Below are 13498 nucleotides of genomic sequence, written 5' to 3'. Positions count from 1 at the left end.
GCCTCCTAAATAAACACGTCGACGAGGATGGGCATAAGGTTGAGCAGGCCAAACACCAGCGCCACGCCCCAGCCGAGCTTAAAGCAGCTGCGCCAGGTGCTGCGCGCGAAGGTATTGTCAATCAGCACCTCGACAAAATACGTCATGACCATAACGACCAGGGCGACCAACCAGCTCACCGGGTTGTCCCAAACAAAGAACATGCCCACCCACATCAAAAACAGCACGGTCTCGCACCAGTGCATAAGGGTCATCTTGGCCAGCGTGCCGCCGCTCATCTCGGTGGCGACGCCCTGGACGATCTCCTGATGCGCGTGATGCGAGTACGAAAGATCGAACGGTGACTTGCGCAGCTTGATGGTAAGCACCGCGAGCAGTGCGAGGAAGATGGGCGCGCTGTACACGATGATGGGGGCCGACTGCCCCGTCACGGCGATGGAATCGAAGCTATCGGTGGCAAGGTACAGGCCCACACTCATCAGCAAAACGGCGGGCTCGTAACTCATGACCTGCAGCAGCTCGCGGTCGGCGCCGACCTGGGCAAACGGGCTTTGCGTCGAGGCGGACGCCAGCACCACAAAGATCGCAGCGAGGGTAACCATAAAGGCGCATAACAGTGTGTTGGAACCCGACACAAAGATGCCGCCGCCCACCACGGTAAAGACGAGCGCGCACGCCATGTAGGTATCGTCCACGGTGTTTACGCTGGCAGGGGCTTTGCGCAGGAGCTTGGCTACATCGTAGAACGGTTGCAGCAGACGCGGTCCCACGCGGCCCTGCATGCGGGCGGACAGCTTGCGGTCGATGCCGTCGATCAGGCCACCAACCAAAGGCGCCAGCAGGGCAAACGCCACGGTGCCTATAAAGATGCCTACGACACCCGAGCCTTCGAAATACTTGCCGCGCAGCACCGAGGGCTCGCCCATGGCGAGCGTATCGGGACCAATCCATGCGCAGCATAGCAGCGCGAACAGAATGATGCTACAGCACACGATGCTGCCCGCGGGGCCAATACGCTTCTCGCCAAAGGCGTCCTCCAGGTACCAATTGCGCTTTTCGGCCTTCACCTCGTGTCCCATCGAGCCGCGGAAATGACGGTAATTGTCGGTTCCCACGCCCGAAAGATATACGTTTACGTGCGGTTTGTTGCTCACGCGGAATGAAGTCAGCAGCACCACGGCGATAAAAGCCACGATAACCACCATTAGATACATGGCATCCTTGCCAATAACATACGGCACGCGGCCAAACACCATGGCCAAGTAAGGCGACACCAGACCGCTCGAGATAATCGGGAACGCTACACAGCACAGAATCAGCAGCGCGGCGATAGTGTTGAGCGCTATCCATTCGGTCTTATGGACATTGCCCTCCACGTTTTCGGCCGTAGAATCCACGCCCGAGAGCTTGGCGAGCCACTTGCCCCAGAAGAAGAACGTCGCGGCCGAGCCAAAGGCCAGCACCATGATCATGAGCACATTACCGGTCTGCGCAAACGCCACCAGGGCGCCCCACTTAGACACGAGCATGCCAAACGGCGCCACGAACATGCCCATGATACCCAGCATCATCAGGCGCGTCAGGTGCGGCATGCGGCTGAACATGCCGTCCATGTCCTCGATATTGCGGCTGCCGATATGATGCTCGGCCGTGCCCACGCACAGGAACAGCAGCGACTTTGCCACCGTATGGAACAAGATTAAGAAGATGGCGGCCCACACGGCCTCGGGCGCGCCGACACCCAGGCAGGCACTGATGAGGCCCAGGTTGGAAATGGTGGAGTACGCGAGCACACGCTTGGCATTGCTCTGCGAGATGGCCATGAGGGCGGCGAGCAAAAACGTGATGGCGCCCACGCTCGTGACCATAAAGCCGGTCACGGGATAGGTGGCGTACAGCGGGCTCAGCTTGACCATCAAAAACACGCCGGCCTTGACCATGGTGGACGAGTGCAGCAGGGCGCTCGTGGGCGTGGGGGCGACCATGGCGCCGAGCAGCCAGGTGTGGAACGGCATCTGTGCGGCCTTGGTAAGCGCGGCGATCGACAGCAAGACGACCGGCAGCACCAGCAGCGCGGATTGCGCGGTTCCGGCGCCGGAAAGCTCGATCATGCCCGAGATGGTCGGCGGCACGCCGTTGACGTGCAGGAACATAAGGCCCGCCAAAAACGCGATGCCGCCCAGCATGTTGAGGATGATCTGGGTAAAGGCGTTTTTGATGGCCTCGGGCGTGCGCGTATAGCCAATCATAAGAAACGAGCACACGGTGGTGATTTCCCAGCCGCAGAACAGCCACTCCAGGTTGTCGCTCGTCACGATGACGAACATGGCCGAAAGGAACAGGAACATAAGCGCCAGGAACTGCGGGCGTCGGTCGGGCGCGGTCTGCCCACGCAGCGCGGCCTCGTGCTCATCGTGCGCCTGGAAGTCCTTCATGTAGCCCAGGGCATACACGCAGATCAGGCTGCCGACAATGCCGACGGCGAGCACCATGATCACGCTCATATAGTCCAGGTAGAGCGGCGTGGCGGTGACGACCTCGGCCGTGGGCAGCGTCATGGCAGCGAAGGCAACCGAACCCACCAGCTGCACCACGCCGAGCACACCGGTAAGCGCGTTCCTATATTTGAACGCGTTGTACAGGATGACGGCGCACAGAATTACGTCGACGACGGAGCTGATGATCGAGAGCACATGCGAGGTGCCGGGGGCAACCTCAAAGCCCTGCGGACCCGTGCCAAAAAATAAGACGGCGACTACAACGGTCACCGCCATAATAATGCCGGAGCCTACAAGCCCTACCGCATCGCGGGCTCGGTCACTGCGCGCGAGCAGCATGCCCATCGCCGGTACCAGCGGAAACAGGGTAAGGAAATACAGTAGCGTCATACCATCACTCCCCCATGCAAAAACGCTGCAATTGCTTAACGTTATAGCTCAAATTGGGAGTTCAGGCGGCAGGTTTTCGGTCAACTGGGAAGTTTTAGGCGTATGGGGTAAGGGCATGTCCGCTTTGGAGTAGAGAGGCAACGCTCCCCCTCTCGTAGCGGCGGGCGCACGGGCCACTGCGCGCGGTTTATTGACCACTTTGAAGGATGTCCCGATAGACTCGCGGCGGTCCAAAAAGTTGGCGCGGCAAGAAAAATGCGCCCCTGCGGACGCACCATCCCGTTCGCTATTCCGCCTTTTTAACGCGCGGTTTACGACCCCGCGGCTTATCGACCAAGGCGGCCTCGCCACCGTCGCGATACTGTCGGCACCAAGCTTTAACCGAAGACTCGCTGGGGATCTTGTGCTTGACCATGACCTCACGCACCGTCAGACCGTGTTCCAAGCGGTCCTTAACCACGGCAAGCTTAACGTCAAACGAATATGTGTGGTGATGAGAGCCCGCATTGAGAACGGCGTCGGCGCCGCCCACGGCATACGCACGGGCCCACTGACGGGCTGTGGCCTGGGGGATGCCAAGCTCTGCGGCGAGCGCGCGATGGCCGACCCCTTCTTGGAGGATCTCGACAGCGCGCTGCCTAATCTCGGGCGCATGCGTGCGAGTCCTTGTTGTTTCTGACATACCTGCCACTTCTACTTCTTAGCCTTAAACGTTAAATTGCTTTCTTACGTGCAAGTTAGATAGTAGCATTTTACTGTTTGCTCAAAGCAGTTAATTAAAATAGACGCGGCGCTATCTGGGAATATGACACCAATTTACGACATTTCTTTATTGATTATTTACGCTGGTAACTAGCTCGCAGCTAATCGTCATTCGCTTGCCAGCAAAATTGGCATCTCTTTATATCCTTTGGAATAGAGGGTATGATTATTAACCCCTCCTCCAATAATTTTGAGCAGCCTGCAAGGCAGTAGACGCCTCACTCCCCATGATTAGCGCGCATTGCCGTCCACCGGGGCAAAACAAAAAGTGCGGGACCTGCTGCGCTTGCAGGCCCCGCCCCGATTGACACCCGATGGGACGCGGCCGGGCGAGACAGATCCGTGCTACCGCCCCGCCTGGCCGCGATGTTCAACTACAGCTCGTTGGCCGCGTGATATGCCGTGCGAATGGCGTTCGCAATGTCGGCGGTGCGCTCGCCCGAGCAGTCGCCCACACAGGTCACGGGCACCGTAACGCCATCCAAGTCAAACGCGTTGGCCTTGGAACCGACGGCCATCACCACGTAATCGCAGGCGATCTTCACCGGCTCCTCGGCGCCGTCATCGGCAGTGCGAATGGCCTCCACGCCCTCGTCGGTAATGGCGGTCAGACGGGTCTTAACATGCTGCTCCACGTTGTGCTCTGCAAAGTCGCTCATAATCAGCGGCAGAATGGTCTCGGACTCGCCCGCGGCAATCTTGTCGAGCATCTCCACGATCGCCACTTCGCAGCCGTGCTGCAGCAGGTACTCGGCAGTCTCGGTGCCCACCAGGCCACCGCCAATGACGGCGACGCGGCCCGTAAGCTCCACCTTGCCGGCCAGCACGTCCCAGCTCGAGAAGACCTTCTTAGAATCGGCACCCGGAACAGGAATGACCACGTCGTGCGCGCCCACAGCCACAATCGCGGCGTCGGCGGCGTTGAGGTCCTCAGTGGTAGCGGCATGGTTGAGCTCAACCTTCACGCCCAGGCCGGGCAGAATCTTCTCGTAATACTCGACCGAGCGCATGATCTCGTCCTTGCGCGGAGGCGCGGCCGCCAGCACAATCTGGCCGCCCAGATGATCGCTCGCCTCGTAGACGGTCACGTCGTAGCCGCGCTTGGCCGCCACGCGCGCGGCCTCCAGACCGGCAATACCGCCGCCCACAACGGCGATCTTCTTGTCGCCCTCGCCCGGCTTAATGGCGATGGTAGCCTCGTCGCCGTTCTCGGCATTGAGCACACACGAGATGTACTTGCGGTTTTGAATCGCATCGACGCAGCCCTTGTTGCAGTTGAGGCACTCGCGGATGGGCTCGCCCGTGGCGGCCTTCAGCGCAATGTCGGGGTCGCACATGAGCGAGCGGCCATAGGCGATGATATCGGCCGCGCCGTCTTCCAGGATCTTCTCGCCAGCCTCGACCGAGACAACACGGCCCACAGTTGCCACCGGCACGGAGACCAGGGCCTTGACGCGCTCGGCCACGGGCAGCGTCCAGTTGTAGGGCATGGCGCCCATGGACGGAATGGTGTCGCCCATATTGCCGGTGTGGTTGGCTTGTGCAACCTGGATCATATCGATGCCCGCGCCCTCGAGCAGCTTGGCGAACTCGCAGGCCTCGTCGGGCTGCAGGCCGCCCTTGCCACGCGGCGTGCCATCGGGGTTCTCCATGATCACGGGGAGCTTATACTCCACCATCAGCTGCGGCGCGGCTTCCTTGATGGCAGCGACGACCTCCAGCGCGTAGCGAACGCGGTTCTCAAACGAGCCACCGTACTCGTCGGTGCGCTTGTTGAGGATCGCGGAGCACAGCGAACCCACCAGGCGGTCGCCGTGGACCTCGATGGCGTCGATGCCGGCCTGCTGCGCGCGAGCGGCCGAGGCAGCGATGGCCTCCTTGATCTGGGCGAGCTGCTCTACGCTCGCCTCGTTCACAAAGTGCTGCATGTCGTGGTGCAGCTTGGCGTATGCCTGCTTGCGGATCTCGTTGGACTCGGCCATCTTGGCGGCAAAGGTCTCCTCGTCGCCGGCGGCCTTGGCCTCCTGCGCGGCTTTGGCTGCAGCCATGGAGCCCATGACCATGCGGCCGACACCGGGCACGTCGTACTCGGGGTGGAACAGCTGCAGCGCGACCTTGGCACCGTGCTTGTGGACGGCGTCGGCCAGTGCCTTAAACGTGGGGATCTGGGCGTCGGTCGCCAGCTTGGGCGTGGGGCTTGCGGTCATGACGGGAGCGACGTCGCCGATGACGATGTAGCCCACGCCGCCACAGGCCAGGCGCTCGTAAAAAGCCAGGCTGCGCTCGCCGATGGAACCGTCGCGCTCCTCATAGCCGGTGGTCAGCGGCGGGAACATAATGCGATTCTTGAGCTCAAGGGGGCCAACCGTAATGGGCTGGAGCAGCTTGGACGCAGGTACGGTCATGGACATTCCTCTCTTGTAGACGCGGCGGCGATGGTGCCGCGTAGTTGTCTAGAGGATATGGCATGGGGGTACAGCGGCACAACGAAAATCGGCGAATATCAGGTGGCGGCAGGCGGATGGGGCGGGGCGGGGCGTCGGTTTGTCTCAATCTGTAACAGCTACCCAGCAAAACCGGGTCTTACTGTTACAGATCGAGATATTCCTCTCGACCCATCCTCAACAATATAAATCTGTAACAGCTAGACCCACTTTTGACCCCTACCTGTTACAGATCAAGACAATAGAAACCATCCCAACAAAACGTCTCGATCTGTAACATCTATCGACCAAAACCGGCCCTAGGCGTTACAGATCGAGACAAACCAAACCGGGCTTCCGAATAATCTTGATCTGTAACAATTAGACGACAAAAATCGCTCCTCGTGTTACAGATTTAGACAAACGGAGGCTGGCGTGCTGGTTTGTCTCGATTTGTAACGGCCAGACGTCCAAATCGGGTCCATCTGTTACAGATCAAGATATTGTTTGAGAAGCTGCGGACCGTACCGAAAACACGATCCCGGAATAACAAAAAAGCTCGTCGGCTAGGCCGACGAGCTGCAAGTTCTTGGTCGCGGGGGCAGGATTTGAACCTACGACCTCCGGGTTACGGATATGGCGGGCCGTCAAACAGCGATTGGACTAAAGCCGGGCCTTCCACAGTGTTTAGTCCTATAAACAGTCCAACATCTTTATTTCTAGTCGTTAGATTGGACTAAAATGACTTTGATTTCGGTATTTAGTCGTATCTTACGACTAAATATCAGCCACGAGACCGTTAGGAGCGATCTTGTACTACAGCGATCACGACGTCCTTGAACTCATCGCCCGTATCGAGAAGCCCTACGAGAGCGAGGTTATCGAGCTCAAGGAAGCGAAAAACGACTTCAGTTTCAAGAACCTCGGGAAGTACTTCTCCGCCCTGAGTAACGAAGCGGTCCTGCGCGGGAAACAAGACGCCTGGCTCATCTTCGGTATGGACAACGACAAGGTCGCATGCGGAACCGCTTACCGAGAAGGAAATCGGCCAACCTTAGATCCCTTAAAAAGGAGATTGCGGACCGCGCGAACAACCACCTCACCCTGAGAGAGATCCATGAACTCAGGATTGACGGCAAACGCGTCCTCGCGTTTCAAATCCCCGCCGCAACGCCGGGCATGCCAACGGCGTTCAACAATGCGGCATGGGCGCGCGAGGGCGAATCACTCGGGCCACTCCCCATCGATAAGTACGAGCAGATACGCCAAATGCGGAGGCCGGACTGGAGTGCCCTCGAAATCGAAGAAGCAACCTTCGAGGACCTCGACCCCGAAGCCGTGAAGAAAGCGGTGGGGCTCTTTCTCTCCAAGCACCGACGGCATTCCGGGGCGTTCGCGGACATGGATGACCGCACGATTCTCGACATGGCAAACCTAACCAGAAACGGCAAGATCACCCCGACGACACTCATCCTGCTCGGAAGGCCGGAATCCACCCGCTTGCTCGATGGGATGAGCCCGCGCATCACCTGGACTCTCTATGCCTCCAATGGATCGGTAACCTCTTACGAGCACTTCAAACCACCCTTCCTTCTCGCGATTGACCAGGTACTCGGGAAAATCCGCAACGAGAAGTACCGGTTCAACGCAAATGGCGCGAGTCTGTTTCCCTTTGAGGCTGACCAGTACGAACCCGAGATCATCAGAGAGCTCCTGAACAACTGTATCGCCCATCAAGACTATTCCATGCAGGGGCGAATCAACGTCGAGGAATTCGAGGATCACCTCGTTTTCCTAAACGAAGGGTCCTTCATTCCGGAGACAATCGAAAATGCGATGCGGCCGGGTTTTAAGCCAAGCTACTACCGCAACCCCTTCCTTTCCGAGGCGATGGTGCAGATGGACATGATCGACACCATCGCCATGGGAATCCCCAAAGTATTCCAGATGCAGAGAAAGCGATACTTCCCCCTACCCACCTACGACCTTTCGGATCCAACCCGCGTGCGCGTAAGTGTCTACGGTAAGACCATCAATGAGAGCTACAGCAGGCTACTCTATGCTAAGCCGGACCTTCCGATGGACGTCGTCTACCTTTTGGACAAGGTTCAAAAAGGCGAGGAAATCACGAACGAGGAGGCCTCAGAGCTGCATCGACTCAAGCTTATCGAAGGCAGGTACCCCCATATCTCCATCACGAACGCCCTTGCCTCGAAGACGGGACAGGAGGTGTCTTACACGCGCAGCAAAGGCCTCAATGAAGAGGCCTGCAAGGCGCTTGTCATTCAGATGCTCTCAGAAACGGGGCCCGCACCACGTGCGAAAATCACCGCCCTCATCAACGATCTTCTCCCCTCGGGCCTTACCGACGCGCAAAAGGCCAAGAAGGTATCGAACCTTCTAGCGAAAATGAAGAAGGTGGACAAGACCATCGATAGCGACGGAACGGGAAAGACCGCAAGATGGCATGCCCTGTAACATCGTGATAGATCTTACCGTCAGATGCACGGCCCCCAACAGACCGACCGCGATGCGTCCGGGCACCTTACCGGGCGCATCGTCTAGCATCGGAATCCTTGCTCGCGATATCTATCCCCACCAGAATCTGGATACCGCAAGCGTTGTTTTCGATGACATCCCCGCATTTTGTAGTCAGAAAACAGTCGGCTTATAGGACAAAAAGTGTGTCCAATAAGCCCAGTAATTGCCGAAGCGCTTTTAAAGTCCGATCTCCGCGATTATTTTTTTCATCTCGAGGGCCCATCCGAGCTGTTCCTCGATGTACCCCGGCCATGCGTCCTGGTGGCCCTTGATGGGGTGGCCCGCCTTGTAGAAGCGCAGTCCCGAGGCCTTTTTCGCATCGAAGGGTGCCGCCGTCAGCCCGAGGCACTCCTCGAAGATTCCGCTGTTGGCGATGGCGCGGTGCCCGATCTCCTTGTCGTCGTCCACGTACAGCTCGATACCCGTGCGGCCCTTGTGCGTATCGATGAGCAGGGCGAGATGGTATGCCGAGACCCCCAGGCGAAGCGTCGACCAATGGTCCTTGCTGGGCTTCTGCGGGCTGAACTCCTTGAGGAACTCCGGATGGCCGCCCGCCACCTCGCGGTAGGCCGTCCAGTACGCCAGCTTGACCTTTTCGGTCTCGCTGAGCCCCTCGGAGAGCTTCACGGTCTTGGTCCACTCGTTCGGCTGCTCGACCACGCCGAAGCGCGGGGCGGGCAGGGAGTCCCCGATCCTCCAGAGCTCGACCTCGACCAGGAAGAACCCGAAGTCGCTGTCGGTGTGCTGATTGAGCCACTCGATGGCCTGGCGGTGCTCGTCGCGGGCGCGCGCCACGACCCAGATGACGACCTCTGCGCCCTTGCCGGCGGCGTACGTGATCACCTTGCCGAGGTGGTCGTGGTTGGTGTCCTCGAGCTGGTTCTCGATGATCACCTTGCGGCCCGTACCGGACTCCTGTGCGTAGATGTCCACGTTGAACGATCCGACCGAGGACTCAGTCTCTATGAGCTCGAGCTCGATTCCGACCGCCATCCCGAGGGTTGCGAGGTTCTGCTCCTCGGCCAGCCACTTGGTGAAGTCGTGGGCCTCATGCGGCCACACCTCGCGCAGGGGAACCTTCTGGATGGTGTCCAGGTTATAAGTCTTCATCCGTCACCCTCTCGCCCGATGCGTGCCTTTCGCAGTCTTCAAGTTAATTGCCATATCTGGCTCCTCTTTCTGTTCTAGTTTACCGAATCGGCTTATAGCCCAACGGGGCCCGACCGTTCCGCAGTTGCGGGGCCTGCCGCCTGTGGCAACAACCTGAGCTCCCCTGCAAGTCTCCTGGACCCGCCTTTGAGGCTAACGAACGTGAGGCCGCCCGAGATGAAGCCGCCGACGACCGGAACGACTTTGCTCACCGCGTCGCCGAAACTGCTTTTGGTGATCTTGACGCCGATTCCGGCAAGAACCTTTTTGATGATCGGGTAGTAGCTCGTCTGCGTAAGCGCCTTGCTGGCGACCTTCTTGGCGATATTCGACTGAACCGTTTTGGAAAACGCCGTCAACGCGGAGTTGGCCCCGCTCACTCCGACCATCACAGCCAGGAGAAGGGCAAAAGCCGCCAAGGTCTCATCGTCCATCTCGTCGCAATCGTCGATGAAGGACCGCCAGCCGTAAAGATACGCCAGTTTCTGCATGATTCGAAAGGCGTGGACATAGTACTGCGTCACGTCCGCCGGGATCGTTCCGAGCATCGCGAGTCCTCCGGGCAATCCCGCGGAAAACGAAAGGACGCTCGATTTCTTCGTCTCGAAATCAATGACGTCCATGGCGATGGAGTCGACAAGGCCGGAATCCATCCCGGCGGCTGCCGGGCTCGTTGAAATAGCGAGCTCCACTCGCTCGTCCGAGACGCCTCGTTTCCGGAGCTCAGAACGGAGGAAATGGTCGCGCTCGATCGCCACGCCCTTCAGTCTCATCACCTTCTGGAGGAAGGCGACGGCATATCTCTGGGCTTCTTCCTCCTCCCGATCAGCCTCGGCCTTTAGGCCCCCAATACCTTCTTTCACAGAATCGGACTCGGATAGCTCCGCCCCCTCTTTTGGCTTTACGGCACTCCCCTTCACGCTACTCACCGACCTTTTCGGCATAGAGATTAAATAGATGGGAGACGATCTTGTTCTCGTCTCCATTGAAATCGACACCGTAGGCCGATTCGATTGCCTCGTCGAGCTTGCCGTGGGCTTCGAACAGCTCTGGATACAGGAACTCGTCCGCCGGTTTATAGAGGTCGGCCAGGGACGCGCCGTGATACAGCCCCCTTGCAGAAAGCACCGCCTGACCAGCATCGATGATGGCCCGCCGTCCCTCATCGGTTAATTTCGGCAGGGGGAAATTGTTCCACACGATGGTGTTCGAGAAACGGCAGTCGCTCTTGAGCTCGCCTCCGACCGCCTTCTGCCACGCCATGAAGACCCCTGATGAGATGATTCCGAACAGGAGACCATCGGGGTCGTCGGCGAAGAAACAGGCGTCCGTAGCGATTTCCCCGGATTCACACCGTTTGACCGTGAAGTACTTTCGCCCACCGGAAAAATGACGCGGGACGCAGAGGAACGGCCCGTCGGCCTTCCTCACCTCAGCATAGCGCCAGGGCTCATCAGCAAGCCGCCTCGTCGATGCTTTCTTCGAAGCCAAACGGAAATCTCGGACTCCCTGGACCCTCTCCCTCAAGATCGGGGATTTCGCGATATCCGATCTAGGCGCGTCCGCAAGCCACAAAGACCATCTTTCCTTGTTGTTAATCAACTCCTGGGCTCCCACACACGGGACTACATATTTTGCGGCGACGCTGTCGGAAATAACGTCCTCGTATTCTTCTCTTGTCTTAATCTGGAAGTATCCCCCATCCGCCGGTTTACCTCCGATGACCATAGGAGATACATCCTCAAACAGTGGTCTCATTTTCTTCTCAACAAAGACGTTCGGAGCGTCAAGCAAGTAACCGTTCAAATTGTTCGGATGCTCAATCGTCCTTTTGCCCCGATGATACGAGAAGGCAACAGGCTCCACGGGACCCTGGGAGAATCCAACGATGACTACGTGCACATGGGCCTCGTCGTCAGCCGCCGAATCCCATACGAAAGAACGGTGTGCGAAACTGACCCTCCATCCCGCGTCGAATAGGGGCCTGAAAAGGGATGGAACCGGCTGGCCCTGGCAAATCGAGTTCGTCGAGACAAACGAAAACTCCGCGTCAGTATTAACCAAATAATCGGCCGCTTTCCTATACCAGCATGTCGCATAGTCGAGATAGCCGTCGTAGCCCCGGCCCCAAACATACTTGAGGTCGTCCACCTGCTCATCGGTCCTTTGGGACTGCCCGATAAACGGCGGATTGCCGAGAACGTAGTTGACCTCATCACTTGGGACCACGTCGTTCCAGTCGATGCGAAGCGCGTTTGCGTTGACGATGCCCTCGTAGTCCGTGAGCGGCAGTTCCTGATAGACGCGCTGCGTCACCTTTGCCGTATCGGCATCCGCCTGCTTCTCGGCAATCCAGAGCGCAGTGCGGGCAACGCAGCAGGCGAAATCCTCAAGCTCGATGCCATGGAAATTCTTCAGACTGACAAGGACGTCGGCGGCCTCGACCTCCTCAAAGCGGAAAGACGTTTGTTCTCCTTGGAGTTCAAAAAGAATACGGTTTTCTAACTGTCGCAGGCAGAGATAGCTCTCCGTAAGGAAATTACCCGAACCTGCCGCCGGATCGAGGATAGAGATGCTACCGATCTTCTCATGGAGCTCCTTGAGAGCACGGGTCCTCGCGCCGCCCGCGACGGGCTTTGCACAGGCCTCATCAAACTCCACCTTGAGATCGTCGAGAAAAAGCGGGTCAATCACTTTATGGATGTTCTCGGGGCTCGTGAAGTGTTGGCCGTTCGCACGCCGATGGTCATGCGACAGCGCCCCCTCAAAGATGGAACCGAAGACCGTGGGGCTCACGCCAGTCCAATCGAATTCCTGACAGCCCTCGACAATGAGCGTATGTCGGAAACTCTCGGACAATGGCGGGATTTCCGTCCTCTCACGAAAGAGGCCGCCATTCATATAGGGTAGCTTCTTCAACCAGTCCTCGGCGTACTTGTCACGATCTTCATCTTTGGTATCGAGCCAGACGAACAGGTCCTTGAGGCCTCGCCTGAGATCACCCGCCTGGAAGTGTGCGACGTAGTCTCGGAAGGCATTTGGCTCCATGAGGCCAGCGTCCTCGCAGAACATAAGGAACATGAGGCGCGTCATGAGCACGGAGAGCGCATGGTGGTTCTCGGGCGCGTCGGGGTCGTCGAACGCCTCGGCAACCTGGTCATGAAGTTTCGACATGATCTTGCCGGCCTCTACGGAGACGGCACGGGAGATCGTGGCCGGGGCCTCCGCCCCGCCCTTGAGGAACTGAATGGCCGCGAGATTCTTGGGGAGCTCGGCGAGTGGCAACTTGAAAAGAGGCTCCCGGCATAGCGAGTCCCGTTCGCGGTCGAAGACCCAAAACTCGGCAAAATTGCAAGCGATAATGTAGCGCGGCTGTTGGGAGAGGGGCATGCCCTGAGCATAGGCGTTACCCTGCTTCGCTGGTGTCACCTTGCGTCCCTGGTGCGTCTCCTCCTTGGCGAGATCGATTCCAAGCGACTTCTGCTCGACGAGGGTTTTTGCCGACGGGATGAAGACGTCGATGTACCCTTCATGTGTGCTCGCATCGGTGGAAACGGGCTTTTCGAACTCAAGCCGTGACACCGCGTCCTCTACGCCGAGGACGTTCTGGTAAAAGTCAATCCAGAACCGCTGGGTGTCCTGGTTCTCATTTCCCTTTTTCGCCCACCTGCTTGCAAAAGCTTCTGCATCGGCTTTCTTTCCTGGCATACGGACCCTCACTTGATAGCCTTTTCC

General features: G+C 58.4%; 7 protein-coding genes. 1 reads left to right on the top strand and 6 read right to left on the bottom strand.

All coding sequences use genetic code 11. The features are described from left to right. Positions 1-5: 5 nt before the first annotated feature. The 3 genes from ACTQX9_RS02200 to bilR form a co-directional block, all read right to left on the bottom strand. The gene (locus ACTQX9_RS02200) at positions 6-2888 is read right to left on the bottom strand and encodes a proton-conducting transporter transmembrane domain-containing protein (RefSeq protein WP_441540355.1); all 2883 of its coding nucleotides are present in this window, start codon (positions 2886-2888) and stop codon (positions 6-8) included. Positions 2889-3174: 286 nt separating this feature from the next. Further along, on the bottom strand, positions 3175-3570 hold the full coding sequence (locus ACTQX9_RS02195; protein WP_229770663.1) for a helix-turn-helix domain-containing protein: 396 nt from the start codon (positions 3568-3570) through the stop codon (positions 3175-3177). 454 nt (positions 3571-4024) lie between these two features. Further along, positions 4025-6055, bottom strand: coding sequence for a bilirubin reductase, long form (bilR, locus tag ACTQX9_RS02190; RefSeq protein ID WP_441540354.1), 2031 nt, complete (start codon positions 6053-6055; stop codon positions 4025-4027). A 1035-nt stretch (positions 6056-7090) separates the two neighbouring features. On the opposite strand from bilR, the gene ACTQX9_RS02185 reads away from it, so the two are divergent. Continuing rightward, entirely contained in the window at positions 7091-8551 is a 1461-nt protein-coding gene (locus ACTQX9_RS02185; RefSeq protein ID WP_441540353.1) for an ATP-binding protein, read from the top strand. Positions 8552-8791: 240 nt separating this feature from the next. Here ACTQX9_RS02185 and ACTQX9_RS02180 read toward each other — a convergent pair whose 3' ends face one another. From ACTQX9_RS02180 to ACTQX9_RS02170, 3 genes are all read right to left on the bottom strand, one after another. Next, entirely contained in the window at positions 8792-9724 is a 933-nt protein-coding gene (locus ACTQX9_RS02180; RefSeq protein WP_441540352.1) for a DUF4268 domain-containing protein, read from the bottom strand. 92 nt (positions 9725-9816) lie between these two features. Beyond that, complete coding sequence (locus ACTQX9_RS02175) at positions 9817-10692, bottom strand: hypothetical protein (protein WP_441540351.1); 876 nt, start codon at positions 10690-10692, stop codon at positions 9817-9819. After that, positions 10685-13471 (bottom strand): class I SAM-dependent DNA methyltransferase, encoded by a 2787-nt coding sequence (locus ACTQX9_RS02170; RefSeq protein ID WP_427718025.1) that lies wholly within the window; start codon positions 13469-13471, stop codon positions 10685-10687. The genes ACTQX9_RS02175 and ACTQX9_RS02170 overlap by 8 nt, the downstream gene beginning before the upstream one ends. Between the last annotated feature and the right edge of the window lie 27 nt (positions 13472-13498).

The sequence above is a fragment of the Collinsella sp. LCP19S3_F2 genome (assembly GCF_052121015.1).
Lineage (GTDB): Bacteria > Actinomycetota > Coriobacteriia > Coriobacteriales > Coriobacteriaceae > Collinsella.
The sequence above is the reverse complement of the archived record's forward strand: the minus strand, read 5'-3'. Positions and strand labels throughout refer to the sequence as shown.